Genomic DNA, 26,098 nt, shown 5'->3' on the forward strand with positions numbered 1-26,098 from the left:
CCCAGGAGGTGACTGGGCCTTGTGGTAGGCGCCGCCTCAGGATTAGGCTAATTAATTCACCTAATCCGAACTTAGCGAAACTTATCCATGATTGATTACCCGGCGGCGCGTGCCGTGGCGCTGGTGGTCCAGACCGGCAGCTTCGAGAAGGCCGCCGCCGCGCTGAACGTCACCCCCTCCGCCGTGTCCCAGCGCGTGAAACAGCTGGAGGAGCGGCTGGGCGCCGTGCTGGTCGAGCGGGGCAGTCCCTGCACCGCCACGGAAAAGGGCGAGTGGCTATGCCGCCACATGGACCACGTCGGCCTGCTGGAACGGGAACTGACGGCTCATCTGCCGGGCCTGGTCGACCCGGCAGCACCGGTGCCGCGCGTGACCCTGGCCGTCGCCGCCAACGCCGACAGCCTGGGCACCTGGTTCCTGGCGGCGGCCTCTGCCTTCACCCAAGGCTGCGACCATCTGCTGAATATCATCATCGACGACCAGGACCACACGGCTGACTGGTTGCGGCGTGGCCGGGTGCTGGCGGCGGTGACCTCACTGGAAAAGCCCATACAAGGCTGCCGCGTCACCCCCTTGGGCGCCTTGCGCTATCACGCCACGGCCAGCCCCGACTTCATGGCGCGCCATTTCCCGGGCGGGGTGACACCAGAGGCGCTGGCCCAGGCGCCGGCGCTGACCTTCAACCAGAAGGATCGGCTACAGCATGACTGGATTCGGCGGACGCTGAGCCGCGATGTCGTGCATCCCACCCACTTGCCCACCCACTGGCTGCCGTCGACGCAGGGCTTCGTTGACGGCGCCCTGGCCGGGATGGGCTGGGGCATGAACCCCGCCCAGCTGGTGCGCGGCCATCTGGATGCGGGCCGGCTGGTGGAACTGGTGCCCGGCACCGTCCTGGACGTACCCCTGTTCTGGCAGGTGAGCCGTTTGGCCGCCGATCAGCTTGCCGACCTCAGCCGGCGCGTGGTGGCTACCGCCAAACGCGAACTGGTATCGCCAACCTGAGATGATATTCGCCTTGGGCGTGTGTTGGCTGACGGGCATACTGCCGGCAACGCACCACCCAGGGGAATACCGCCCGTGCCCAACCCGATCAATCGCGCCACGCCCGGCGTCTACATCACGGAGCTTTCGGCCTTTCCGCCCAGCATCGTCGGGGTGCAGACGGCCGTTCCCATCTTCGTCGGCTACACCGAGCGGGCCAGCGACCCCGCAAGCCAAAAGCCGCTCCACCTTCAGGCCGTGCCGGTCAGTTCCCTCGCGGACTACACCACTTATTTCGGTGGCGCCTATTCCCAGCCGTTCGAGGTGGCGCCGGCGGCCGCGGGCGCGGCCGATTTCCAGGCGACACCGCCGAATGGCCAGGAAAGCGCTTACTACGCGGTCAGCCCCAGCGGCCCGCGTTTCAATCTGTACCTGGCCATCCAGGCCTTCTATGCCAATGGCGGCGGCAACTGCTATGTCGTGTCGGTCGCGGATTACGGCCAAGGCGGGGTCTCCAAGGACACCCTGCTCGCCGGCTTGCAGGGCGCCGGCACGCAGGCGGGGTCGACCATGACCGTGATGCCGGACGCCTGCCTGCTGTCCGGCACCGATTATGGGGCGGTGGTGACGGCCATGCTGACGCAGGCGGCCACCCTGCAGGACCGTATGGCCATACTGGACCTGCCGGGCGCCGTTGATCCGGCAAGCTGGAGCGCCAACGGCCTGGCCGCCCAGCGCGACGCTTTCTACGCCGCCATCGCCCCGGCCCCGGATGCCTTCAGCTATGGCGCCGCCTACGCGCCGGCGCTGCGGACCAGCCTGGTCACAGCGGGTGAGGTCGACTACACCCGCCTGCAGGGCAGCGCCGCCCTGATACGGGGTCTGCTGGGCCAAGAGGCGTCGACCCTCTACACCGGCGCCAAACTGGCCGAGGTCCAGACACAACTGGCGACAGCCTTCCCCGAAACTCCCCCCGTCCCGGCGCCCAGCGCCAGCCAGATCAGCGCCACCAACCAGACCCTGCTGAGTGCCCTGCCCCTGCTGGGCACGATCGAAGGCATCGTGGCGCAGAAGCTGAATGTGACGCCGCCCAGCGGCATCATGGCCGGCATCTGGACGCAGAACGATACCAATCGTGGCGTCTGGAACGCACCCGCCAATACGGCGCTGGTCGGCGTGACAGCGCCCACGGTGCTTCTGAACGACGCGCAGCAGGGGGACTACAACGTCCCGCTGAACGGCAACGCCATCAACATCCTGCGCGCCTTCGTCAATCGCGGCACCCTGGTATGGGGCGCCCGCACCCTGGACGGCAACAGCAACGACTATCGCTATATCCAGGTGCGCCGCACCCTGATCTACATTGAGCAATCCATCAAGATCGCCCTGCAGCAGTTTGTTTTTGCGCAGAATGATCGCCAAACCTGGGTCACCGTCACGGCCATGATCTCCAACTTCTTGACGGGGCTGTGGAGCCAGGGCGGCCTGTTGGGCGATAAGGCCAGCGACGCCTTCAGCGTCCAATGCGGGCTGGGGTCGACTATGACCGCGCAAGACATCCTGAACGGCTACATGATCGTCTCCGTCACCCTGCAAATGGTCCATCCGGCGGAGTTCATCGAACTGACCTTCACCCAAAAAATGCAGGACATCGGCTGACCTGTTCCGGGTCAGGCCGTCGGCAGCACCGTCCAGCCGTTGGTGTTGGGATCCAGACGTTTCACCGGCCCCTCGAAACGGCGCATCAAACCGTCCAGCAGGCCGGACAGGCTTTGATAGCGGTTGAGGATGGCCTGCACCTGCGCCTGGCCCGGGCCGGCGGTCCGGCCCGCCAGGGTGATGGCCTCGTCCAGCGGGATGGCCCGGTGGACGATGATGCCGGGGGCGGCTTGGCGGGTGGCGTTGGGGGCACGGATGTAAGCCAGCAGCGCCGTTTCGTCCACCAGGTGCCGCAGCACGTCATCCAGGGCGTGCAGCACCTCCCCCCGCCAACGGGTGGTGACGCCGCCGATACGCCGTTCCTCCCCGCCATGGGCGTGGCCGGCGCACACCACCTCCGCCAGGTGCCAGCGCAGCCGGCTGGCGTAGCCGCCGAACATGTGGGCGTGCTGGTCCTGTTCCGGCAGGCCGCTGCGGGTGACAACGGGGGCCCCGGTGTTGGCATGGCCGAGGTCGATCGACGACAGGCCGTTCCACACCTCGGCCAGCATGCCGCTGTAGTTGGCCATGCGGGTCGGCCAGACAGCGCCGCCGCCGAAGATGTCGGACAACGCGTTGCGGACGACGCCGACGACGTCACCGAAAACATGATCCCCCTGCATGGGGGCCAGGGGCGGGGCGGCGGTCGGCGCCGGCTCCGCCGGAATCTGGGCGCCCTGGGGATTGGCGAAGGTGCAGTTGGAAATGAGCGGCATGGGGAAACCCTGTCGGAGACGGGCCTGGGGGAGCCCGCGGGAGGCCACACCCTAGCCGGATCAACTGCCCCAACTCATGCGCGCCGAAGCTGTATGCCACCCGGGGGAAGCGCTGACGACGACCCTGATCTTGTTGCGTATTCCGGTTTCGCTCATAGGATGCCATTGGGCCGCACCACCGCGGCGTCCGAGAACGGTTCCCCTCTTTCGGGACCGGTGGCAGAATGGGCGCCGGTTGTTCACCGCCGCAACGGTGAAGGCCCGGCACGACAAGAATGGGCAGTTGACATGATCACGTTCACGCTGAACGGACAGGCGCAGCGTTTCGAGGGCGATCCCGAGATGCCCCTGCTGTGGTATTTGCGCGATGTCCAGGGCCTGACCGGCACCAAGTTCGGCTGTGGCGAGGCGCTGTGCGGCGCCTGCACCGTGCATGCCGACGGCGCCCCCATCCGCAGCTGCCAGACGACTCTGGGCGACCTGTCCGGCGTGGCCGTCACCACCATCGAAGGCCTGTCGCCCGACGGCATGCACCCGGTGCAGGTGGCATGGCGGGAACTGAACGTGGCCCAGTGCGGCTATTGCCAGGCCGGGCAGATCATGTCGGCGGCGGCCCTGCTGAAGGATACGCCCCACCCCAGCGACGAAGCCATCGACGACGCCATGAGCGGCAACATCTGCCGCTGCGCGACCTACCCCCGCATCCGCGCCGCCATCAAGCGCGCGGCCGGCGAGGTGCACCGCAAGACGGCCAGCAGCGGGAGTGCGAAGTGATGAGCGGCATCACCAACCTCAGCCGCCGCGCCGCCCTGATGGGCCTGGGCGCCGGCACCTTCATCCTGGCCGGCGGGCTCGGCCTTGCGGTCGGCCCCGGCGCCCTGGCAGAGGATGCGCCCAAGAAGTATGGCGGCGACGCCATGCCGGGCGGGGTGAAGGATGACCCACGCCTGTTCGTGGCCCTGGCCGCCGACGGCACCCTCACCATCCTTTGCCATCGGGCGGAGATGGGCCAGGGCGTGCGCACCAGCTGGGCCATGGTCATCGCCGATGAGATGGATGCCGACTGGGCCAAGGTGAAGGTGGACCAGGCGCCGGGTGATGAGGCGCGCTACGGCAACCAGAACACCGACGGCTCACGCAGCATGCGCCACCACTTCCAGGCCCTGCGCCGCATCGGCGCCGCCGCGCGCCAGATGCTGGCCCAGGCCGCAGCGTCCCAGTGGGGCGTGCCGGTGGCGGAGGTGACGGTGGATCACCACAGCCTGGTGCACGCCGCCAGCGGCCGGCGCCTGGGCTTCGGCGAGGTGGCGGCGGCCGCTGCCGCGCTGCCCGTGCCGGCGCGCGAGACGCTGGTGTTCAAGGACCCGGCCAAGTTCCGCTACATCGGCCGGGGCGACGTTGGCCTGGTCGACGGCTTCGACATCACCACCGGCCGCGCCACCTACGGCATCGACGTGCGGCGGGACAATATGCTGTACGCCGTGGTCGCCCGCCCGCCGGTGCATGGCGGCAAGCTGGGCCACTACAACGTGGATGAGGCGCTGCAGGTGCCGGGCGTGCTGAAGGTCGTGGTGCTGAACACCGCGCCCCTGCCCTCCGGCTTCCTACCCAAGGGCGGCCTGGCCGTGGTGGCGGAGAACACCTGGGCCGCGCTGAAGGGCCGCGAGAAGCTGAAGGTCACCTGGGAGGATGGGCCCAACGCCAGCTATGACAGCGCCGCCTACCGGGCGGAGCTGGAGGCGGCGGCCCGCGCCCCCGGCCAGGTGGTGCGGAACGTGGGTGACGTGGACGGCGCGCTCAAGTCGGCGGCCAAGCATGTCACGGCGGAATACTACATCCCCCACCTGGCCCAGGCGCCCATGGAACCGCCGGCCGCCGCCGCCCAGGTGACGGGCGACAAGTGCGAGATTTGGGGCAGCACCCAGGCGCCGCAGACGACGCGCGAGACGGTGGCCAAGGTGCTGAGCATCCCGCCGGAGAACGTGACGGTCCACCAGACCCTGGTGGGCGGCGGCTTCGGTCGCAAGTCCAAGCCGGATTACATCGCGGAGGCGGCCCTGCTGTCCCGCGCCATGGATGGCCGGCCGGTAAAGCTGACCTTCACCCGCACCGACGACTTGCACCACGGCTTCCTGCACACCGTGTCGGTGGAGCGGCTGGAGGGCGGACTGGACGCCAAGGGCAAGCCGGTGGCCTGGCTGCACCGCACCGTGGCCCCGTCCATCGGTGCCACCTTCACCGCCGGCGTGAAGCATGAGGGCGCCTCGGAACTGGGCATGGGCGCCGTCAACACGCCCTGGATCGTGCCCAACCTGCGGGTGGAGAACCCGGAGGCGGAGAGCCACACCCGCATCGGCTGGTTCCGCAGCGTCTCCAACATCCCGCACGCCTTCGCGGTGCAGAGCTTCGTCGCCGAACTGGCGGAGGCGGCGGGACGCGACCCCAAGGATTTCCTGCTGGACCTGATCGGCCCGGCCCGGCAGATCAACCCGGCCGACCTGTCGGACAGCTGGAACTACAACGAAGACCCGGTGGCGTATGCCTATGACACCGGCCGTCTGCGCGGCGTGGTGGAGCGGGCGGCCAGGGAAGCCGGCTGGGGCAAGCCCCTGCCCAAGGGCCAGGGCCGGGGCATCGCCGCCCACCGCAGCTTCGCCAGCTATGCCGCCGCCGTCGTGCAGGTGGATGTCGACGCCCAGGGCAAGCTGACCATCCCCCGCGTCGACATCGCCTTCGATTGCGGCCCCGTCATCAACCCCGACCGGGTGCGGGCGCAGCTGGAGGGGGCGGTGACCCAGGGCGTCAGCTTGGCCACGCTGGGCGAGATCAGCTTCAAGGCCGGCCAGGTGCAGCAGGACAACTTCGACACCTATCAAGTCACCCGCATCGAGGCGGCGCCCAAGGACATCCGCGTCCACCTTATGCCGGCGCCCAAGTACGACGCGCCCCTGGGCGGCGTGGGCGAACCCGGCGTCCCCCCCATCGCCCCCGCCCTGCTGAACGCCGTGTTCGCCGCCACCGGCAAACGCATCCGCAGCCTGCCCATCCGGGATCAGTTGCGGGCGTGAGGAAAGCCCCGCCAGGCGCCCTTCTGCCCAGTCTAAAGCGACGCCTGACCACCGGCGCGGGGCGCCCACGGGTTTCTGCAATCGGTTGCAATTCACTCTTGTTTCAGGCGGCCGCGCGCTATAAAAGTTATACGCAACATCTATTAACTGCGACGGCAGGATAGGCGTAGTGACCGCGCCGTCCAAGTCGCCGCCAATAAACGATTGATAAGGGGGGATCACATCCATGCGGCGACACCCGATGCTTTCCGCGCTTCTCGCGGTTGGCTTGGTTACGGGCCTATGCGGCCCGGCCGGGGCATCCGATACCGGCGCCTGGATAACCACCTGGGCGTCCAGTCCCTCTCTGGCCACCGAAAAGCTGCCCCTGCCGTTCTGGAAGCCGGCGCCGGAGGCGCAAGGCACGGTGCGTTACACCCTGCGGATCAGCGCCGGGGGTGACCAGGTACGCGTCCGGCTGTCGGCCGAGACCCTACCGCAGGACCTGGTGGTCGACCATGCCACCGTCGCGGTGGCCGATGCCCAAGGGCATGTGGCGCCGAGCGCCTTTCGCACCCGGACCTTCGATGGCGCCCGCACGGCCCGTGTGCCGGCGGGCGCACCGCTGCTGAGCGATCCGCTCGACCTGCCGGTCGATGCCGGCGCGGTGCTGGTGGTGAGCCTGCATCTGCCCCAGCCGGTCACCGTGCCGCAGGCGGACAACAACCATCACACCGACATCCTGCCCGGCGACGACCGGACGGAGGCCGTCACGCTGGACGGCGCGCGGGGCGAGGACGCGCGGGAGATTGTGTCCGCCCTGCTGGTCCATTCCGGCGCACAGGCGCGCACCATCGTCGCGTTCGGCGATTCCATTACCGACGGCTTCGGTGCCAAGGATAGGCTGATGCGGGGCTGGCCGGACCAGTTGGCCGCCTTGCTGCGCGCCAAGGGCCGGCGCGATATCGGTATCGCCAACGCCGGCATCGGCGGCAACCGGGTTCTGCGCGGTGAGGTCGGCCCGTCAGCCCTGGCCCGGTTCGACCGCGATGCGCTGGCTGTCCCAGGCGTGACCGACATCGTCCTGCTGGAGGGCATCAACGATTTGGGCCTGAGCGGCCTGCCGACCTTGCGGACCAGCGCCACGCACCCGGTGGTGACGGCGGAGGACATCATCGCCGGCTACCGCCAGCTGATCGAGCGGGCGCGGGCGCGGCACCTGAAGGTGCATGGCGCCACCCTTACGCCGGCCATCGGCGCCACCTTCCCCGGCTACGCCACACCGGAAAAGGACGCGATGCGGCAAAAGATCAACACCTGGATCCGCACCAGCGGTGCCTTTGACGACGTGATCGATTTCGACGCCGCCGTGCGCGACCCAGCCCACCCCGACCGCATCCGCGCCGACTATGACTGCGGTGACCACCTGCATCCGTCCGATGCCGGGTATCACGCCATGGCGGAGACGGCGCTGGCGGTCATATCTCCCTGACCAACACCAGGATCAATCCGGCCGCATTCGCCGGTGCAGGGTGCTGCGGTGCACGCCCAGTTCCCGGGCGGCGGCGCTGATGTTGCCACGGTGGCGCTCCAGTACCTGGCGGATGGCGTCATCCTCCCGCGCTTTGAGGCTGGGCGCCGGGGCGCCGGTCTGTGCTGCGGGCGCCAGGTCCGGCGGCAGGTCGGCCGGGGCGATCAGGGTCCCCGGCGGCGACAGGGCCACCAGGGTGCGCAGCAGGTTGGCCAGTTCGCGCAGGTTGCCGGGCCAGTCATGGCGGCGCAGGCGGTCGCGGGCGGCGGGGGCCAGACGGATGCCCCGCTCGGCGGTGCCAAAGCTGGCCATCAGGGCGTCGATGATGCCGTCCAACGACCGCTCGCGCAGGGGCGGCAGGGTCACCACCAGGTGCTTCAGCCGGTAATAGAGGTCGGCGCGGAAGGTGCCCTCGGCCACGCAGGCCGCCAAGTCGCGGTGGGTGGCGGTGACCAGCAGGAAATCCACCTTCACCGGGCGGCCGCCCACGGGCGTCACCTCCCCATCCTGCAGCACGCGCAGCAGGCGGGCCTGCAGGGCCGGCGGCATGTCGCCGATCTCATCCAGGAACAGGATGCCGCCGTCGGCCTGGCGGATCTGGCCGCGATGGCCGCCCCGCCGGGCGCCGGTGAAGGCACCATCCTCGTACCCGAACAGCTCGGATTCCAGCAGGCCTTCCGGAATGGCGGCGCAGTTGACCGCCACCAGGGGCGCCTGCGCCCGCCCACAGGCGGCATGGGCCGCGCGCACGAACACCTCCTTGCCCGTTCCCGTCTCCCCCTGCAGCAGCACGGGGATGCTGGCGTCCAGCGCCCGGATGGCGCGCTCCAGCAGCGGCCGGGTGCCGGCATCCCACAGCATGCCGTCCGGGGCGGTCGCCGGCGGGGACAGGTCCTTGGCATGGGCCGGGCGGCGTATCGCGGGGCGGCTCTTGCCTGGCGTGGTGATGCGGGCATGCAGCGGGCGGCCGCTGTCGGCAGTGCGCAGGATACGGTCGCCCCGCGCCAGGCCGCCATCCAGCACGCTCTCCAGCCGCACGCGGCCGATGGCGGCGGCGTCCAGGCCCAACAGGGCCAGCGCCGCCGGGTTGGCTGCACGCACCACGCCATCGTCCACCGCCAGCAGGCCTTCCTGCGGCGTGCCCAGCCAGCCGGGATGGGCGTGCAGGCGCACCACCAGCTCGTGCCCCTCCGCCGCTTGCGCCGCCCAACGATGTTCCAGGTGGGCCACCGCCAGGCTGGCCAGGCTTCTGGCGCTGGTGCCCTGGCTATCCGACCGGGCCGCGCGCGTGTCGCCCGACAGGTCGATGACACCGGCCAGCGCGCCATAGGGGTCCATCACCGGCATGGCGGTGCAGATGAGAAAGGCATTGTCGGTCAGGTAATGCTCCGCCCCCCGCACCTGGACCAGGGCGCGTTCCGCCAAGGCGGTACCCACGGCGTTGGTGCCCTCGTCATCCTCCCCCCAGCCGGCGCCGGGCTGGAGGGAGACGCGGCGGGCGCGGCGGACAAAGCCGGCGTCGCCGCGCGCATCCAGGATCAGGCCCCGATCGTTGGTCAGAAGCACCATGCCGCCCAGGTCACGCATGGCCTGGTGCAGGGTGTCCAGCTCGGGTGTCGCAAGATGCATCAGGGTATGGTGACGCTCGCGCAGCACCGCCAGATCGGCGCGTGACAGCGGATCCTGGCGTGCGGGCCGGTCGGCGCGCAGGCCCCGATCGGCACAGCGGCGCCAGGACCGCGCGATGATGGGCGGTACGGGAGCCCCCTCCAGGCCGCCCGCCTCGCCCAACCGCTCGCGCGCCATGGCCAGGGCGGTCGCCAGACTTTGCGGGGCGTTCGCCATGCTGATCCTCCCGATAATCGCGACAGGTGTCGCGGACGTGTCGCGCATTGCGACACATCCGGCGCCGGTCTTTGGGGTAAAGCATGGGGCAGATCGGCGCCTCCCGCAACCCGACCTAAGTGGCATGGATTAAGGGCTTGATCCGGCGGGATTCCTGAAATCATCAACGCGGTTGGCACGGCCCTTGCCATTGGTAAGCCAGCGCAAACCGCCCGCCTGAGGCGCAAAACAAGCTGGAGGACACGTTACATGGCCAAGATCGCCCCCGGACAGTATGGCAGCCCGGTCTCGTTCAAGAGCCGCTATGGCAATTTCATCGGCGGTGAGTGGGTGCCGCCGGCGTCCGGCGAGTATTTCCAGAACACCACCCCCATCACCGGCCAGGTCATTTGCGAGATACCGCGGTCGAACGCGGAGGATATCGAGCGCGCGCTGGACGCGGCGCACGCCGCCAAACGCGACTGGGGCCGCACCTCGGCCGCCGACCGCGCCCGCGTCCTGGAAAAGATCGCCCAGCGCATCGACGACAACCTGGAAACCCTGGCGACGGTGGAAACCTGGGACAACGGCAAGCCCATCCGCGAGACGCGCGCCGCCGACATCCCCCTGGCCGCCGATCATTTCCGCTATTTCGCCGCCGCCATTCGCGCGCAAGAAAGCGGCATCTCGGAGATCGACCACAACACCATCGCCTACCATTACCACGAGCCCCTGGGCGTGGTGGGCCAGATCATCCCCTGGAACTTCCCCATCCTGATGGCGACGTGGAAGCTGGCCCCGGCCCTGGCCGCCGGCAACTGCGTGGTGCTGAAGCCGGCGGAACAGACGCCGGTCAGCATCCTGGTGCTGGTGGAACTGATCCAGGACCTGTTACCCAAGGGCGTGCTCAACGTCGTTAACGGCTTCGGTGTCGAGGCCGGCAAGCCGCTGGCCAGCAGTTCCCGCATCGCCAAGATCGCCTTCACCGGAGAAACCACCACCGGCCGGCTGATCATGCAGTACGCCTCACAGAACCTGATCCCCGTGACGCTGGAGTTGGGCGGCAAGTCGCCCAACATCTTCTTCGACGACGTGGCGGCCCAGGACGACGCCTTCCTGGACAAGGCCATCGAGGGCTTCGTCATGTTCGCCCTGAACCAGGGCGAGGTCTGCACCTGCCCCTCGCGCGCCCTGATCCAGGAAAGCCTGTACGGCCGCTTCATGGACAAGGCGCTGGCCCGCGTGCAGGCCATCAAGCAGGGCAACCCGCTGGACGGCGACACCATGATCGGCGCCCAGGCCAGCAGCGAGCAGCTGGAGAAGATCCTCTCTTACCTCGACATCGGCAAAAAAGAAGGCGCCAAGGTGCTGGCCGGCGGCAACCGGGCGGAACTGTCGGGTGACCTCGCCGGCGGCTTCTACGTCCAGCCCACGGTGTTCCAGGGCAACAACCGCATGCGCATCTTCCAGGAGGAAATTTTCGGCCCGGTCGTGGCCGTCACCACCTTCAAGGACGAGGAGGAGGCCCTGCACGTCGCCAACGACACGCTGTATGGCCTGGGTGCGGGCGTGTGGACGCGCGACATCAACCGCGCCTACCGCTTCGGCCGGGAAATCCAGGCGGGCCGGGTGTGGACCAACTGCTACCACCTGTACCCGGCGCACGCAGCCTTCGGCGGCTACAAGCAGTCCGGCATCGGGCGGGAAAACCACGCCATGATGCTGGACCATTACCAGCAGACCAAGAACCAGTTGGTCAGCTACAGCCCCAACGCCCTGGGCTTCTTCTGATGACCGGCCTGGCCATTCCCAACCCGGACAGCCAGGCCTCCACGGATCCCGGACCATCGGAAACGGTGGTCCGGGCCGCCGTGCTGAGGGTCGACGCGACACCGGAGGCGCTGGCGCTGATCCAAAGGCTGGAGGCCCGCCACGGCCCCCTGCTGTTCCACCAGTCCGGCGGCTGCTGCGATGGCAGCGCGCCCATGTGCTACCCGCGTGGGGAGTTCATGACCGGCGACGGCGACGTCCTGCTGGGCGAAATCGGCGGCCAGCCCTTCTACATGGGCAAGGCCCAGTTCGAGTATTGGAAGCACACCCGCCTGACCATAGACGTCGTTCCCGGCCGGGGCGGCATGTTCTCCCTGGAAGGGCCGGAGGGCCTGCGTTTCCTCACCCGGTCGCGGCTGTTTACGGATGAGGAATACAGAGCGTTAAATATAGACGACGCGCTTTGCACCCTAACGTAAAAAACACTAAGAGGTTACGGACGGCGGCATTAAGCCGCCGTCCGTATGTCTAAATCAACACCCAAAACTGCTAGAGCTTGGTCGATTTGATTCATGCGTGAGGCATGATGCACATTAAGAAGCCGAGCAACAGTCGTCTTATCGACCCCCATCGCCCTTTGAAGATCGGCGCGCCGCCACCCTTTCGCCTTCATGGCTCGATAGAGTAGTGCTTTTGCCCATACGAGAGATGGAATAGCGATGCTTTTGCTGTTGTTGACTGGTGAAGGATCGGGAATAGGATCGCCGTCCTCGATCATCTCACCTATCATTACGATAGCAGCATCACAGAGACGAGTAACAGCTTCATCAATGCTATCTCCCTGATCATGCACGCCGGGAAGGTCGGGGGCTGACGCAACATAAACACCTCCATCTTCCTCGATGACTATCGGGAAACGCATATGAAACCTCGCAGATGTCGCTATGTAGATCAGAGATCTACATCTTTCCGTAAAAGATTGAGATCTTTCAGGATTTTAAGAAGCAAGTTATCGCTGATTTCAAATCCCTTCCCATGATTGGGAATGTGTGTTTTTCGCCCTTTGAAAACAGCAACTTGATGGCCACCCTTACCAGGGCGGATAGTAGCACCTAGTCGAGTTAATGCGCTCCTAAGCGCACGTGGCTTCGTAGGCAATTACATCTCCATGAAGTCAACTTTATTCGCATTGCATCTCTCCCTAGGCAGGTTCGGGGTAAGCGATAGTGGGGTCATATTTGTCCCCTGTCAACGCAAAATGGGGACACATCAGTCCCCATTTTCTTTGGCATTGGGATACTTGAAATCCTCCACGATCAGCATCCAGCCGGCCGCTGGCGCCGGGTCTGGGCGTAATATCCCAGCCCCAGCGCCAGCCATATAGCCAGCAGCGCATAGGGCCGCCAGTCAGTGCCGAAGCCCAGGGCGGCGATGACGATGGCGGCCAGCATGCCCAGGGCCGAGAGCGCCTTCACCAGGCCGGGGCTGAAACGCAGCCGGGCCTGGGCCCGCACCTCCGGATGCTTGTCCGCCACGTTGTAGGCGGCAAGGCAGGAGCCGAAGTACTTCATCATGGTCGGCACGTTGATGGACAGCAGCAGGAACAGCAGGCTGTCGGGCAGGAACAGGCCGGTGCACGAGGCGAGGAAAGCAACGGCGGTGGCCATATGCGGCGTGCCGAAGCGGGGATGGATGCGCCCCAGCGGCGCCGGCAGCACGCCGGTGGCACCCATGGCGTAGAGGAAGCGGGCGTAGACCAGGAAGATGGCGTTCATCGACTTGATCAGGGCCGCCACCGCCGCCGTGACGATCAGCGGCGTGGCCCAGCGGCCCAGCGTGGCCTGCGCCACCATCAGCAGGGGCGCCTTGGCCGTCCCCAGCGCCTCCGGCCCCACGACGCTGAGCGCGGTGAAGGAGACGGCGACGTAGACGACCACGGTCAGCAGCAGGCCCAGCGCGATGCCCCAGGGCACCACCACCTTGGCGTTCTTGACCTCCTCCCCCACCTCGGTCGCGGTCTCGATGCCCAGGAACAGCTGGATCATCAGCGGCAGGGCCGCCAGGATGGGCGTCCAACCGCCGGTCACGGCCTGCACGAACAGTTCCGGCTTCATCGCCGGGGCGCCACTCACCACCAGCACGGCGAACAGGCCCAGCAGCATGATCATCAGCACCGTCTGCGCCCGCGCCGCCACGGCCACGCCCAGGTAGTTGAGGGCGAAGATCAAGGTGAACAAGCCGAGGATGACCGGCACCGCCGGCAGGGGCAGCACCATGCCCAGGTAGTTCATCAGCACCCGGCCCAGCACGATCATGACCACGGCGTTGCTCAGCACCCGCAGCCAGACGATGGAAAAGGCGATGACCGGGTGGCTGAACTGCCGCTGCCACTCGTACGAGGCCGCCGTGCGGGGCACGGCCGAGGCCATGTAGGCGTAGACCAGGGCGAACAGCACCATGGGCAAGGCGGCCAGCCCGGCCGCCACCAGGATGCCGGCGCCGCCCACCTGTGTGGCGGGTCCCAGCACGGAGAAGATGGCGGCGCCAATGGCGGTGCCCGCCCCCAGCATCACCAGGTCGATCAGGGTGACGCCCTGTTTCAAGCCGCCGGGCTTCAGGCCAGCCTTGCTGTCGCTCATGGGGAATGAACCAATCCTAAATGTGCTCGGTCAACGGCATTGCCATGCCGTTGTAGGACGCGGACGCCCGGCGATTGAGGGAACACTACTGGCTCAGGAAAGTCCGCACATCGCGCGCCAGCGCGGTACGCGCCTCATTCCCCAGATAGGGCATGTGGCCCGAGGGGTAGAGATGGGTTTCCGTACGCTCCTGGGGAATGCCGGCATGGGCGATGGTGTAGGCGGCGGAGCCCAGGGTCGTCACCAGATCGTAGTAGCCGGCCCCCACCATGACCCGCAGGCGCGGGTTGCGGCGCATGGCCGTCGCCAGGTCCTTGGCGTAATTGGAATAGATCGGCACGCCCGGCCCCTGCCCATAGTCCCAGCGGCCGTTGACGGCGCGGAAGGAGATGGCCTCGTACGCCTCCGCCACCGTCACGTTCAGGTCATGACGGATGTAATCGTTGAATGCGCCGACGAAGCCCGGCACGTACTGGCCCATGGCCGGATCGTCGGCCACCGGGTCCTTGGCGCTGCTGGCCAGCGGCAGGGTGTAGCGCCCGTCATAGGCGCCGACCTCCTGGCCCTCCAGCAGCTCATGAGCGAAAACCCCGGTGCTGACGCGCAGGTCGTTGGCCTTGATGACGGCGGGAGACAGGCCGGTCAGAGTGGACAGCTCCACCGTCACCGCCTCCCGCTCCGCCTCCGGCAGGGCGTTGCCGGCGTAAAGGGCCTTCAGGTAGCGGTCGGCCGCGAAGGCCTTGGCCGCGGCCACCTGGCTCTCGGCCGTGCAGCCGGCCGGGCCCTTGTGGTGATAGCAGGCGATGGCAGCCAGGGTGGGTAGCGCCGTCAGGTGCCGGGCATCGTCCCCGCCGGAACCGCTCATGTCCATGGACTGTCCCAGCAGGATGATGCCATTCAGCGTCATGCCGTCCATGCTGCCCGTGGCCATGGGCCCCCCGGCCAGCAGGCGGGCCACCACGGCGGCCCGGATGGTACCGTAGCTTTCCGACATGAGGTACTTGGGCGCGTTCCAGCGGTCATGCTCCCGCGTCCAGCGCTCGATGACGTCCACGGTCATCTGCGCGTCCTGCGCGGTGCCGTAGAACTGCTCCGGCTTGCCATCGGGCAAGACGCGGCTGTAGCCGGTGCCGGGCGGATCGATCAGGACGATGTCGGCCACGTCCAGCGGGCTGTCGGGGTTGTCCACCGTGTGGAAGGGCGGCGTGGTCGGCGGGTGCACCGGGTCGGCGAAATCCACCCGCTTGGGGCCGACGAAGCCCATGTGCAGCCACAGGCTGGCAGAACCCGGCCCACCGTTAAAGACGAACACCACCGGCCGTACGGTGCCTTTGGGCACGTCGGTGCGGATGTAGCTGGTGGTGAAGACACTAGCGGTCCGTTGCCCGGCCGGGTTGGTCAGGATGGTTTCCGCCACCGTCGCCGTGTAGCGCAACTTCCGACTGTTGAAGGTGCCGCTGTGCTCGGAGGTGAACACGCGGGGTGCGGCGGCGGGCCCCCCGCCCGCCTCCGCTGCGTTCGAAGCGTTGCCAGCCAGACAGGCCAGCATAACGCCCGCCATCAACGCCGTCTTGTAGTTGCCCATTGTCATGTCCCTCAAGCGCCGGGCGCCGGCATCCGCCGGCTTGGCTTATCCTCGGTTTCCAGTCCGCTTCGCTCCCCAGAAACCTGGCGGCATGAGTAGGAACTCATGCCGCTGGAGCGTCTAGGCTCAGTCGCCCAAGTCGTCGTCGTGGCCGCCGCCGAACAGGCCGGGCGCGCCCAGGCTGTCACCGGGGCCCTCCATCACCTTGGGCACCGTCACCGGCGGGGCGTCGGCGAAGGGCTTGATGCTCAGCGACTGGTAGATTTCGCTGGGGTAGTAGATCGCCCCGCCCTTCATCACCAGGCGCGGCTTCTTGACCGCGCGGATGTCCTGGGTGGGATCGCCGGCGATCAGCACCAGGTCGGCCAGCTTGCCGCGCTCCACGGTGCCCAGATCGCCGTGGCCCATGTACTCCTCGGGCGACAGGGTGGACAGGCGCAGCACCTCGGCCGGGCTGATGCCGGCCATGGTGTACAGCTCCATCTCCCGGTGCACGGTGAAGCCGGTGACGTCGTCCGTGCCCGGCAGCAGGCGGATGCCCTTGTCGTGCAGCAGCTTCAGCGTCTCCAGCACTTTACCAAACGCTTTCACGTAGGCCTGGTCGTCGGCCGGCGACTTCAGGGGCACGAAGGTGCGCTTGCGATAGCGCTGATAGCCGATGGGCATGTTGTCGAGGTAGTCGACATCGCCCGGCGGGGTCACACCGGCGCGGCTCAACATCAGGCGTTCCAGGATGACGGCGGTAGGGTCGTGGGCGATGTGCCCATCCACCATCAGCTTCACCGTCGCCTGCACGGGCGCCGAGTTCAGATCCAGATCGGCGGCGCGCGCCATGGCGGTCAGGCGCAGGGGCGTGCGGGTATCCTCCTCCGGCTTCAGCAGCCAGCCCAGCATCAGCTGGTTGATGTGGGTGATCTCGCTATAGCCGTCCCTGATGCAGCGGTCGGGCGTGTCGAAGGCCGGCACGTGGCCGGTGACGGTCATGCCGCGCTTGTGCGCCTCGTCCGCAATGGGACGCACCCAGTCCGGCGTCATGGAATTGTAGATCTTGATCTGGAAATATCCGCGGTCGGCATACCAGTCCACGGCCTTGACCGCGTCGGCCACCGTTTCCGGAATGATGCCGAAGCGGGCGGAATAGGGGCTGCGGCCTTCCAGGAAACCGTTGGGCGTGATGCGCGGGCCCGCCAGTTCCCCCGCCTCGATCCGGGGCATCATGTCCTGAAGGAAGGCGTTGTCGTTGCCCATGTCCCGCGTCTCGGTGACGCCGGCCGCCAGGTAGAACAGTCCGGAATCGAGCGTGGTGTGGGAATGCATGTCGTGCAGGCCGGGCATCAAGGTGCCGCCCTGCCCGTCCACGATCACCTGGTCGTCAGGTTGGGCCCCATTCCCACCAAATGGGTCCTGGTCCGATGGCATCACGGCGGTGATGCGGTCGCGCAGCACGATGACGGTGGACAGGCCGCCCAGCGTGCCGGTGCGCGCATCGAACACATGAACGTTCCGGATGCGAACCGGTTGGGTGTAGCGATGGGCCAGCGCCTTCTGCCGGTCGCGTGCCAGCGCGCGCTCCGCCTCCGCGCCCAGGGCTTGGATGGCGTGCGCCTCTTTCTCATGCCCCTGACGGATGGTCAGGTAGTGGCCGCCGAAGGTGGCAAACAGGCGGCCCGCCTTGTCCAGCAGCACATAGTCCGGCTGCAGGTTCACGCCCTCAATGCGATAGAGCGTCAGGGGCAAGGCGTCCTTGCCAGCACCCAGCGTGGTGGCCTTGACCTTCACCAGGCGCATGGTGCCGGCAGGCAGCAGCGGCAGGCTGTTGCCCGGCGCCTTCAACAGAGCGCGGGCATAGACGCCCAGGGCCCAGGGACTGTCGTCGTTGACGACGTACAGCGGCGCCTTGGCCGCCGGCACCGCCCCCTTGTCCGCCTGGCTGGTCCAGCTAGCCTGGCCGCCTTCCCACTTGAAGCTTTCGTTGACGCTGCCCCCCATCAGCGAGGTGCCGCCCACCGTCCAGCTGGTGGGAATGCCGCCGGCACCGATGGTGAGATTTTCCTTGTGCTTCGGGCCCCGGCCGTTGTCGTCGACGTAATAGTCAACGCTGACCGACGCGCCGTCGGTCGTGCCGGTGACGGTGCCGATGTTCTCCCCATTCTGAACGATGACCAGCTTTTCGGTAACGGCGGCGGCCTGCGCCGTCCCGGCGGTCAGGGCCAGCGCGGCAGCGCCGTTCAGCCAGAGGATGGTCGCCAAATGGCGGGGGGAAACGCGCGTGTTCATGCCCGGTGCTCCTGCTTCTTCCCATCAGGCCGGTTGCCGGCCCAGCCTGTCCGGCGCGTCGATGGCGCCGCCGGACCAGGATCCCTGTATTGGGGAAAGCCTATAGCGGGCTTGGGGGATAGATTATGCCGATATGGAGGAAAGCACTCGGGCGTCGCATAAACTATGCCGCCACGGACCCGGTCTCGGCATAAGGGTACCGGCGCCGCCGGCACCCCGTCCGCTTTTATTGCTGGGCGCCACCGGCTGTACCGGCGCCGCCGATGTGCAGGTCGAACCAGGCGATGATGCGGCGGTTCAAATCCTCAATATTTTCCGCCTTCTGCATGACGTGGCCCTCATCGGCGTAGACGATGAAGCTGGTCTCCACGCCCATGGCACGCAGGGCGTGCCAATATTCCCGCGTCTGCATCACCGGGGTTTCGATGTCGCGTTCCCCCACATGCAGCAGGGTGGGCGTCTTCACATTGCGGATGTAGCGGATGGGCGACAACCGGTCGTAAATCTCCGGATCCTCGTACGCCGACTTACCGAAGAAGGGGATCATCCAGCGGTCGATGCCGTTCTGGCCGTAGTAGGAATACCAGTCCGACAACCCGGCACCGATGGCCGCGGCCTTGAAGCGTTGGGTCTGGGTGATGGCCCACATGCTCATGAAGCCGCCATAGCTGCGGCCGAAGATCATCAGGCGGTTGTCGTCGATGGGCGCTTGCGCCTCCGCCGCGTCGATGCCGGCCATGATGTCGCGCAGGTCGCCGCCGCCGAAGTCGCGGATGTTGGCGCGGGTGAACGCCTCCCCCTGGCCGAAGCTGCCGCGCGGATTGGGCAGGAACACGGCATAGCCCGCCTTGGCGAAGGCGGCCATGATGTCACCCCAGACAAAGCGCGGCGTGTGCGCGGCCGACGGGCCGCCATGGATGTTCACCACCATGGGCCGCTTGGCGCCATTGGCCACCGGCGTCCTGGGCGTCACCAGCCAGCCCTGGACGGTCATGCCGTCGTTCTTCCAGCTCAGGCTGGTGACAGTGACCAGCGGCGCCAGACCATCGTTGTCGTGGGTTATGGCCGCCAGGTCGCCCAGGTGCCCATACTCAATGCGGGGGCCGAAATCGAAGCCCTCCGCCACCCAGGCGGCGTGGGTGCCGGCGCGGTCCAGCGCCAATCGGCCATCGCCGGCGGTACGGGTGGCGGCAGCAGTCTTGACCTCCGTTACGGTGCCCTTGGCGGGATCGACCACAGCGCTGCCCGTCTCCCCACCCAGGGTGACTCCGGCGACCAGCCGGTTGCCCCGCCACGCCAATGAGGTCAGCGTGCCGGCATAGCCGGCGGTCACATCCTTAGGCTCCCCGCCCTTGACAGGCACGGTGTAGACGTCGCCGCCGAAGGAGCCGAAGTCGCTCATCAGACCGCCGATGAAGGCCACGGTCTTGCCATCGGGCGACACGCGCGGGAAGGCGATCTGCATTGAAGAGCTGGCGATGACGCGCATGGTGCCATCGCGGCCGAAGGCGCGCAGGCTGGCGATCCACCAGTTGTTGTCGCCGTTGCCCTCGGCGGCGGTGGCGACGAAGCCCTTGCCGTCCGGCATCCAGTCATAATCGTAGACGTAGGTCTTGTCCGGGCTGACCAGGCGCACGGCACCGCTGGCGACCGTGACGATGGCGATGCGCTGGACGTCGTCCCCCTCGCCCTGCTCACCCACCTGGCGGGCACCGGCGTGGGTGGCGCCCGCCTCTTTCTTGGCGTTCTCCGTCACCAGCAGGGCGATTTCCGTGCCGTCCGGCGACCAGCGCGGCGTGCTGGCCAGGCCCTGGACGGCGGCCAGCGGACGCACCGTCCCGCCTTCTGCCAGGTAGAGGATGGCTTGCCCGGCGGAGGTGCCGACGAAGGCCAGGACCTTGTCGTCCGGTGACCAAGCGGGCCCGGCATAGCGGCAGGCGGCGCACGGATCCAGCGTCAGGGCGACAGCGCCATCCGCGCCGCGCACCACCACGGTGCCATGGCCGGCGCTACCGACCCCCTCGGCCTTGTCGGCCTCGACCGCCGCCAGGTGCCTGCCGTCGCCCGACAGGCTGAGGCCAGTGTACTGGTGCGAACTGGCGGCCTGCGCGGCCCCAGCCTGTGCCACCCCGGCCGCCCCAGACACCGCCAGCACCAGGCCGATCGCCGTTGCCCCAACAAACCCGCGATCAGCGCCCCACCAAGAAGCCATGCATCATCTCCCGCATCCGAACCTGCCCCGCTTCCCCGTCGAAAGGGCTGTGGCCCGCATCGAAGGCGGCAACGGTCACGCGGTCAAGAGGAATGCCGGCCCGGTCGATGGCGTAGCGAGCGGAAAGCAGCGGCACGGCCATGTCGTAATAGCCGCCGACCAGCAGCAGGCGGGTCCCGGGCTGCGCCTTCATAACCGGCGCGATGTCGGGTGCTGCGTTGACGTAGAATCCGTCCTCGCGCTTGGCCGGCTGGAAGTTCCAGCTAAAGTTCACGTCCAGGGTCAGGGACACATAGTCGCGGCCCACCGGCACGTTCAGCTCATGCTTGAAATAATCGGTAGCGACGCTGGAGGTGATGACGTTGGTACGGCCCAGGCCCAGTGCCGGGTCCTTGGCGGCGGCCGGACGGTCGGCGGGCGCGTCCTTGGGCACCGGCCCGGTGACGCGGCCGTCCAGGCGGCCCACCACCAGTCCCTGGTCGGCCAGCAGCGTTTCCAGGAAGGTTTGGGTGCCTATGCGCAGGTTGGCGTCGGCGATGGTCTTGGCCGGCAGGCCGATCAGGTCGCCCAGGCGGGCGGCCACGGCGTCACGCTCCGCCGCCGGTAGCTGGCCGCCCTTCAGCAGGGCCAGGGCGTAGGGGCCCTCGGCATAGTCGGCGGCCACCTGGAACACTTGGTCCGGTGTCTGCGCGTCGATCTTGGCGCGGCCATGCTTCCAGGCCGTCACCGCCATGGCCGGCAGTTCGAAGATGTGCGGCAGGTCGTTGCCGGGGTTTTCCGCCACCGCCGTGAAGTCCAACGCGGGGGAGATGAGGATCAGGCCGGCGATGGGCAGGTCGCCCACGAACTTCATCATGGTGGCGAGGCGAAAGCCGCCATAGCTCTCACCGGCGATGTAGACGGGGGAACCGGTGCGCCCCTGGTCGCGCAGCCAATCCCGGATCAGGCCCAGCACCGCCTGGGCATCACCGTCGGCGTTCCAGTAGGGATGGCCGTCGCCGCCGGGCAGCACCCGGCTGAAGCCGGTACTTACAGGGTCGATGAACACCAGGTCGGCATCGGCCAGCAGGCTGTGCGGGTTGTCGGCCAGCATGCGGTTGCCGTCGGCGCCCTTCACGATGCTGCGTGGCCCGAAGGCACCGAAATGCAGGGGGGAGGATGAGGCGCCGGGCCCGCCGTTGAAGACGAACAGCACCGGCCGGGTCTTCACAACCGGACTCGCCACATAGGCGGTGGCGGAGATCGAGGCCAAGGGCTTGCCGGTCGCGTCCGTCAGAACCTTCTCCGCGAAGGTGGCGGTGTAGCGCACGGTCTTGCCGTTCAGCGTGATGCTGTGCGGCGTCGTCACCGGTCCCAGGATGGGGCCCGCGATCTCCGGCACCGGCGCACCTTGAGCGAGCGCCGCCACCGGGACGGCCGTCATCATCAGGCTCAGAACCAGGCTGCGCACCCGTTTGCCCATCATAGTATCCCCTTTATTTGTTCCCTCAGTCGCCGGGCGGGCGCATCCGCGCCCTTGGCTTCCTCGTTTTGCAGTCCGCTGATGCTCCCCGCAAAACTCCGGCGGCCCCAGTCGGGGCCTACAGCGGCACGAGCCGCGGGCGTTATTTGGGCGCGTAGGCCCAGCACTCGACCTCGACGCCCGCGCCCAGCGGCAGGGCACCGACGCCCATGGCGCTGCGGCCCGGCAGCCGGTCCGGCTTGAAATAGCTGACATAGACTTGGTTGAAGGCCGCCCACTGCGTCATGTCGGTCAGCATGACCGTGCATTTGAAGACGGCGTCCATGCCGCTGCCCACACGGCCCAGGGCGGCGCTGATGTTGTCCATGGCCGCCTTGGCCTGGACGCCCATGTCGCCCACCACCTTGCCATCCTGGTTCACACCCAGTTGGCCGGAAACGTAGAGGATGTCGCCCACGCGCACGACCTGGGAATAGGGCGCCTTGGTCGTCTCCGGGCGGTAGAATTGCACGCCGGCCGGCGGTGCCGCGATGGTGCCATTGGTCATGGCGCCACCCTCATCCGGGCCACCGGGCGGGGCGGCCGTCAGGGCCAGGGCCGGGCCGGCCAGCAGGCAGCCCAGCAAAGCCAAACTGATGATGCGCATGTAAACATGTCCCTGTTCCGGCGGGTGGGAGGCTTGTCACCGCCCCACCCTGCCCGGTATTTTTCTGAATGAACCCAACTGCCAAAACTCTCTTTTTAACAGGCGACCTGAACGTACGACCTAGGCATGACCGAGTGCGGCGAGCAGCCGGTCGATATCGGTGTGGTCGTTGAACACCGAAGGCGTGACGCGGAAGCGATTGGCGCTGACCGTCATCTTGATCTTGGCCGCCGCCAGCTTGGCCCCCAGTTTCTCCCGCGCGTTCTCATAGGCGCAGGTGACCAGGGGCGTGGTCGCCTCGGGCGGGGTCATCAGGCTGTAGCCCAGCTTGGGCAATTCCTGCTTCAGCCGGCGGATCAGGTCCTGGGCATGCGCCTGGATGCCCGCCACCCCCACACCCAGGATATAGTCCAGGGAATGGTCCAGCTGTGCGATCACCATATGGGCATGGGTGCCGTGGGCGAAGGTGCCCTCCGCCGTGTCGGCATAGGCATAGTCGGCGATCATCTCCCCCGGCGGATCAAAGGGGTAGATGTGCGGCTTGAACGCGCTCATCCCGTAATAGCCGTACTCGGTACGGGCCAACTGGGCGCGGGCGGCCTTGGTTCCATAGATGAAGCCCAGGCCGAAATCGCCCATCAGCCACTTGTAGCTGGCGCAGGCGGCGAAATCGACGCCGCTGCCCTTCAAATCAACGGGCACGCAGCCGGCGGCGTGGATGATGTCGGCGTAGACCAACGCGCCGTTGGCATGCGCCAGATCGCACACCGCCTTCAAGTCATGCTCGAAGCCGTTGATGGTGGAGACCAGCGACAGGGCCACCAGCCTGGTGTCCTTGCGGATGGCCTGCTTCAGGTCGGCCAGCAGGATGCGGCCGTCCTTGGGCTCCACCCACGTGACCTCCACCCCATGGCGCTGCATCTCCTCATACAGCGGCAAGGAACCGAAGAAGTGCAGCGTGTCGGTGACGATGTGGCCGCCCGACTTGGGAAGGCCCAGGCCGCGCAGCACCATCTGTTCCCCCGCCGTGGTGCTCTGCACATAGGCGATGTCGTCGGCGTCGGCATTCACCAGACGGGCGAACTTCTCCCGCACGCCGTCGTCGGGCAGGTCATAGTGCGCCGCCGCCGGGTCCAGCATGCGCTTGGACAGATAGGTGTCGACGGCGGCCTTGGCGCCCGTGCTGACGGGGTGCTGGGACCCGCTGTCGAGATAAACCAGGTCGTGGGGGAAAAAGGACGCCTTGTCCGGAAAGCGCGTAGGCAGGGTCGGCTTGGACGCGCCGGTTGGGGCCGTCTGGGCGCCCACGGCGGCCGGCACGACTTCGGCCATGGTGAGGGTGCCGGCGGCCAGCATCACGTCCCTGCGCGTCATTCTCATCCGTGTACTCGTAGGTTTGGAAAAGGCGCCCGTTGGCCAAGAGGTTCCCTGACCGAAACCCATGCTAACGGAAACCCCGGGGGCATTTTTGGCGAAGTTGCAGGCATTTGGGCGGTGCCCGGGAAATTTTATCCGTTGGCCGGATAGACCGCGCATGGACGTGCCCTGAGGGGGTGTTCCCGGAATTATCCTTCCGCCCCATTGACGATGGCGCGGCGGTGCTTCTCCCCCGCTTTGGCGGCATCTCTGCATAAAACCTGCTCATGTTGGTCAGGATGATGGAAATTCCACCGGACCGACGGCGGCTTTTCTGCAAACTCCGGAAAGAAAAACCCTATCCCCTGCCCTAAGGTGGTTCGGGAACAGGATGACAGGGAAGACACCTATGGGTTTCGCGCCGTCCGGCCTTGCCGTTTTCGATGCCGCCGCCGTCCGTGCGGGCCTGGGTTATGGGGCGGCAATTTCCGCCATCCGCCAGGCCATGGTGGACTTGAGCACCGGACGGGTGCGCCAGCAGCTGCGCAGTTTCATCAGCCTGGGCGCCGGCCGCACCTTCGCCATCATGCCGGCGGCCTTCGTCGGTGCGGATCGGCCCGGCTATTTCGGCGCCAAGCTGGTCAGCGTCTATAATGATGGCCAGGGCCGCAAGGCGCATGAAGGCCTGGTGGTGCTGTTTGACGGCGCCAGCGGCCGCCCCGTCTGCCTGGCCGATGCGGCCGAGGTCACGGCCATCCGCACCGCCGCGGCCAGCGCCGTCGCCACCGAAGCCCTGTCCCGGTCGGATGCCGACACCCTGGCCCTGGTGGGCACAGGGCGCCAGGCCCTGGCCCATGCCCTGGCACTGGCCGGCATCCGCACTGTGCGCCACATTCGCGTCTGGGGCCGCGACCCCGCCAAGACCAGGGCGTTCGCCGCCCAGGTGCAGGCCGCCACCGGCATCGACACCCAAGCCCATGACAGCGTGCAGCGGGCCGTGGCCGGTGCCGCCATCGTCTGCACCATCACCGCCGCCGCCGATCCCATCCTGCGCGGCGACTGGATCGCCCCCGGCACCCATGTCAACGTCGTTGGCTCCAGCGGCCCGGCCCAGGCGGAGATCGACACCGACCTGGTGGCGGCCAGCCGCTTCATCGTCGACCACCGGGAGCATGTGCTGGTCCATGGCGGGGAGTTCCTGCGCGCCAAGGCGGCCGGCACCCTCGGTGACGACCACATCGCGGCGGAGATCGGGGAGGTGCTGGCGGGCCGGGCGCCAGGCCGGCAGTCGGCGGCGCAGATCACCGTTTACAAGTCCCTGGGCCATGCCGTGCAGGATCTGGCCGCCACGGCATGGCTGTATGAAAACGCCCGCCATCCCGCCACGTCGCCCCTGCCCATCGTCGACGGGCATGCCGTGGCCGACAGCCTGGACTATGACACCTGCATTCCCATCGTACGCCAAGCCATGACGGCGCTGTCCAAGGGGGAGACGCAGCAGTTGCCGCGCGGCGTGCTGCCCCTGGACCACGGCCACATGTTCGGCGTCATGCCCGGCGCGCTCAACGGTGGGCCCTTTGGCGGCGGGCCCTTCGGCGCCAAGCTGGTGGCCGTATTCCCGGATAATTTCGACAAGGGCCTGCCCTCACACCAGGGCGTCATCGTCCTGTTCGACCGGGACAGCGGCCGGCCCGTGGGCGTGGTTGACGGCGGGGAGGTCACGGCCATCCGCACGGCGGCGGCCAGCGCCGTGGCCACCGACGCCTTGGCCCGGCCCGAGGCCAAGACCCTGGCCCTGCTGGGCTATGGCGAGCAGGCCCTGACCCACGCCCGTGCCATCACCCGGGTGCGCCGCCTAAGCCGTATCACCGTCTGGGGCCGCGCCCCCGGCCGCGCCGCCGCCTTCGCCGCGCGGCTGGCGGAGGAACTGGGCCTATCCGTCCGCGCCACCGCCAGCGCGCAGGAGGCGGTGGTGGACGCCGATATCGTCTGCACCGTGACAGCCGCGAAGGAACCCATCCTGAACGGCGCCTGGGTGGCACCGGGAGCGCATGTGAACGTCGTGGGCTCCAGCATCGCCGGCCCGGCGGAGGTGGACCATGACCTAGTCATCCGGTCCCGCTTCATTGCCGATTGCCGGGAGCATGTGCTGCGCCAGGGGGCGGAGTTCCTGCGAGCCAAGGCCGCCGGCCTGATCGGCGACGCCCACGTGGTGGCGGAGATTGGGGAGGTGCTGGCGGGCCACGCCGAGGGCCGCCAGTCGGCGGAGCAGGTCACGCTCTACAAATCACTGGGCCACGTCGTCCAGGACCTGGCCGCCGCCTGGCCGCTGCTGAAGAAGGATTGAGGCC

The 26,098-nt window shown here is 67.6% G+C and carries 18 protein-coding genes; 8 read left to right on the forward strand and 10 right to left on the reverse strand.

What is annotated here, in order from left to right; all coding sequences use genetic code 11:
• The first annotated feature begins 87 nt into the window (after nucleotides 1-87).
• On the forward strand, nucleotides 88-1,005 hold the full coding sequence (locus Y958_RS25615; RefSeq protein WP_088874722.1) for a LysR family transcriptional regulator ArgP: 918 nt from the start codon (nucleotides 88-90) through the stop codon (nucleotides 1,003-1,005).
• A gap of 75 nt (nucleotides 1,006-1,080) precedes the next feature.
• Nucleotides 1,081-2,643: a phage tail sheath family protein gene (locus tag Y958_RS25620; protein ID WP_088874723.1), complete on the forward strand. Its 1,563-nt coding sequence runs from the start codon at nucleotides 1,081-1,083 to the stop codon at nucleotides 2,641-2,643.
• Nucleotides 2,644-2,654: 11 nt separating this feature from the next.
• Here Y958_RS25620 and Y958_RS25625 read toward each other — a convergent pair whose 3' ends face one another.
• The gene (locus Y958_RS25625; RefSeq protein WP_088874724.1) at nucleotides 2,655-3,398 is read right to left on the reverse strand and encodes a hypothetical protein; all 744 of its coding nucleotides are present in this window, start codon (nucleotides 3,396-3,398) and stop codon (nucleotides 2,655-2,657) included.
• A 288-nt stretch (nucleotides 3,399-3,686) separates the two neighbouring features.
• Here Y958_RS25625 and Y958_RS25630 point away from each other — a divergent pair, with 288 nt between their 5' ends.
• The 3 genes from Y958_RS25630 to Y958_RS25640 all read left to right on the forward strand — a co-directional run bounded on the left by Y958_RS25630 (nucleotide 3,687) and on the right by Y958_RS25640 (nucleotide 7,937).
• On the forward strand, nucleotides 3,687-4,172 hold the full coding sequence (locus Y958_RS25630) for a (2Fe-2S)-binding protein (RefSeq protein ID WP_040849484.1): 486 nt from the start codon (nucleotides 3,687-3,689) through the stop codon (nucleotides 4,170-4,172).
• Nucleotides 4,172-6,466, forward strand: a complete 2,295-nt coding sequence (locus Y958_RS25635) for a xanthine dehydrogenase family protein molybdopterin-binding subunit (RefSeq protein WP_186291491.1) — start codon at nucleotides 4,172-4,174, stop codon at nucleotides 6,464-6,466. Before Y958_RS25630 ends, Y958_RS25635 begins: the two co-directional genes overlap by 1 nt.
• Nucleotides 6,467-6,707: 241 nt before the next feature.
• The gene (locus Y958_RS25640; RefSeq protein WP_186291492.1) at nucleotides 6,708-7,937 is read left to right on the forward strand and encodes an SGNH/GDSL hydrolase family protein; all 1,230 of its coding nucleotides are present in this window, start codon (nucleotides 6,708-6,710) and stop codon (nucleotides 7,935-7,937) included.
• 12 nt (nucleotides 7,938-7,949) lie between these two features.
• On the opposite strand, the gene Y958_RS25645 is transcribed toward Y958_RS25640, so the two are convergent.
• Entirely contained in the window at nucleotides 7,950-9,821 is a 1,872-nt protein-coding gene (locus Y958_RS25645) for a sigma-54-dependent Fis family transcriptional regulator (RefSeq protein ID WP_088874726.1), read from the reverse strand.
• 249 nt (nucleotides 9,822-10,070) lie between these two features.
• On the opposite strand from Y958_RS25645, the gene adh reads away from it, so the two are divergent.
• Nucleotides 10,071-11,591, forward strand: coding sequence for an aldehyde dehydrogenase (gene adh, locus Y958_RS25650; RefSeq protein WP_088874727.1), 1,521 nt, complete (start codon nucleotides 10,071-10,073; stop codon nucleotides 11,589-11,591).
• Nucleotides 11,591-12,049, forward strand: a complete 459-nt coding sequence (locus Y958_RS25655) for a DUF779 domain-containing protein (protein WP_088874728.1) — start codon at nucleotides 11,591-11,593, stop codon at nucleotides 12,047-12,049. The genes adh and Y958_RS25655 overlap by 1 nt, the downstream gene beginning before the upstream one ends.
• Before the next feature lie 29 nt (nucleotides 12,050-12,078).
• Here Y958_RS25655 and Y958_RS25660 read toward each other — a convergent pair whose 3' ends face one another.
• The 8 genes from Y958_RS25660 to Y958_RS25695 form a co-directional block, all read right to left on the reverse strand.
• Complete coding sequence (locus Y958_RS25660; protein ID WP_088874729.1) at nucleotides 12,079-12,492, reverse strand: type II toxin-antitoxin system HicB family antitoxin; 414 nt, start codon at nucleotides 12,490-12,492, stop codon at nucleotides 12,079-12,081.
• 394 nt (nucleotides 12,493-12,886) lie between these two features.
• Nucleotides 12,887-14,209: an APC family permease gene (locus tag Y958_RS25665; RefSeq protein WP_088874730.1), complete on the reverse strand. Its 1,323-nt coding sequence runs from the start codon at nucleotides 14,207-14,209 to the stop codon at nucleotides 12,887-12,889.
• An 85-nt stretch (nucleotides 14,210-14,294) separates the two neighbouring features.
• Entirely contained in the window at nucleotides 14,295-15,800 is a 1,506-nt protein-coding gene (locus Y958_RS25670) for a S10 family peptidase (protein ID WP_244909692.1), read from the reverse strand.
• A gap of 120 nt (nucleotides 15,801-15,920) precedes the next feature.
• Nucleotides 15,921-18,071: an amidohydrolase family protein gene (locus Y958_RS25675; protein ID WP_244909604.1), complete on the reverse strand. Its 2,151-nt coding sequence runs from the start codon at nucleotides 18,069-18,071 to the stop codon at nucleotides 15,921-15,923.
• Nucleotides 18,072-18,297: 226 nt separating this feature from the next.
• On the reverse strand, nucleotides 18,298-20,283 hold the full coding sequence (locus tag Y958_RS25680) for an alpha/beta hydrolase family protein (protein ID WP_244909605.1): 1,986 nt from the start codon (nucleotides 20,281-20,283) through the stop codon (nucleotides 18,298-18,300).
• Entirely contained in the window at nucleotides 20,261-21,748 is a 1,488-nt protein-coding gene (locus Y958_RS25685; protein ID WP_186291493.1) for a S10 family peptidase, read from the reverse strand. The genes Y958_RS25680 and Y958_RS25685 overlap by 23 nt, the downstream gene beginning before the upstream one ends.
• Nucleotides 21,749-21,887: 139 nt before the next feature.
• Nucleotides 21,888-22,391, reverse strand: coding sequence for a RidA family protein (locus Y958_RS25690; protein ID WP_211098717.1), 504 nt, complete (start codon nucleotides 22,389-22,391; stop codon nucleotides 21,888-21,890).
• A 120-nt stretch (nucleotides 22,392-22,511) separates the two neighbouring features.
• Nucleotides 22,512-23,765 (reverse strand): aminotransferase class V-fold PLP-dependent enzyme, encoded by a 1,254-nt coding sequence (locus Y958_RS25695; RefSeq protein WP_211098718.1) that lies wholly within the window; start codon nucleotides 23,763-23,765, stop codon nucleotides 22,512-22,514.
• Nucleotides 23,766-24,156: 391 nt separating this feature from the next.
• Between Y958_RS25695 and Y958_RS32180 the strand changes: the two genes are divergently transcribed.
• Nucleotides 24,157-26,094, forward strand: a complete 1,938-nt coding sequence (locus Y958_RS32180; protein ID WP_211098719.1) for an ornithine cyclodeaminase family protein — start codon at nucleotides 24,157-24,159, stop codon at nucleotides 26,092-26,094.
• The last annotated feature ends 4 nt before the right edge of the window (nucleotides 26,095-26,098 follow it).

Source organism: Nitrospirillum viridazoti CBAmc (assembly GCF_000730165.1).
Taxonomy (GTDB): Bacteria; Pseudomonadota; Alphaproteobacteria; order Azospirillales; family Azospirillaceae; genus Nitrospirillum; species Nitrospirillum viridazoti.

Excerpts from the sequence above, each read along its gene's own strand:
- Y958_RS25670 (WP_244909692.1), bottom strand. The coding sequence starts at position 15,800 with ATGACAATGGGCAACTACAAGACGGCGTTGATGGCGGGCGTTATGCTG.
- Y958_RS25665 (WP_088874730.1), bottom strand. The coding sequence starts at position 14,209 with ATGAGCGACAGCAAGGCTGGCCTGAAGCCCGGCGGCTTGAAACAGGGC.
- Y958_RS25635 (WP_186291491.1), top strand. The coding sequence starts at position 4,172 with ATGAGCGGCATCACCAACCTCAGCCGCCGCGCCGCCCTGATGGGCCTG.
- adh (WP_088874727.1), top strand. The coding sequence starts at position 10,071 with ATGGCCAAGATCGCCCCCGGACAGTATGGCAGCCCGGTCTCGTTCAAG.
- Y958_RS25640 (WP_186291492.1), top strand. The coding sequence starts at position 6,708 with ATGCTTTCCGCGCTTCTCGCGGTTGGCTTGGTTACGGGCCTATGCGGC.
- Y958_RS25630 (WP_040849484.1), top strand. The coding sequence starts at position 3,687 with ATGATCACGTTCACGCTGAACGGACAGGCGCAGCGTTTCGAGGGCGAT.
- Y958_RS25615 (WP_088874722.1), top strand. The coding sequence starts at position 88 with ATGATTGATTACCCGGCGGCGCGTGCCGTGGCGCTGGTGGTCCAGACC.
- Y958_RS25625 (WP_088874724.1), bottom strand. The coding sequence starts at position 3,398 with ATGCCGCTCATTTCCAACTGCACCTTCGCCAATCCCCAGGGCGCCCAG.
- Y958_RS25690 (WP_211098717.1), bottom strand. The coding sequence starts at position 22,391 with ATGCGCATCATCAGTTTGGCTTTGCTGGGCTGCCTGCTGGCCGGCCCG.
- Y958_RS25655 (WP_088874728.1), top strand. The coding sequence starts at position 11,591 with ATGACCGGCCTGGCCATTCCCAACCCGGACAGCCAGGCCTCCACGGAT.
- Y958_RS25660 (WP_088874729.1), bottom strand. The coding sequence starts at position 12,492 with ATGCGTTTCCCGATAGTCATCGAGGAAGATGGAGGTGTTTATGTTGCG.
- Y958_RS25695 (WP_211098718.1), bottom strand. The coding sequence starts at position 23,765 with ATGACGCGCAGGGACGTGATGCTGGCCGCCGGCACCCTCACCATGGCC.
- Y958_RS25680 (WP_244909605.1), bottom strand. The coding sequence starts at position 20,283 with ATGGCTTCTTGGTGGGGCGCTGATCGCGGGTTTGTTGGGGCAACGGCG.
- Y958_RS32180 (WP_211098719.1), top strand. The coding sequence starts at position 24,157 with ATGGGTTTCGCGCCGTCCGGCCTTGCCGTTTTCGATGCCGCCGCCGTC.
- Y958_RS25645 (WP_088874726.1), bottom strand. The coding sequence starts at position 9,821 with ATGGCGAACGCCCCGCAAAGTCTGGCGACCGCCCTGGCCATGGCGCGC.
- Y958_RS25675 (WP_244909604.1), bottom strand. The coding sequence starts at position 18,071 with ATGAACACGCGCGTTTCCCCCCGCCATTTGGCGACCATCCTCTGGCTG.
- Y958_RS25685 (WP_186291493.1), bottom strand. The coding sequence starts at position 21,748 with ATGATGGGCAAACGGGTGCGCAGCCTGGTTCTGAGCCTGATGATGACG.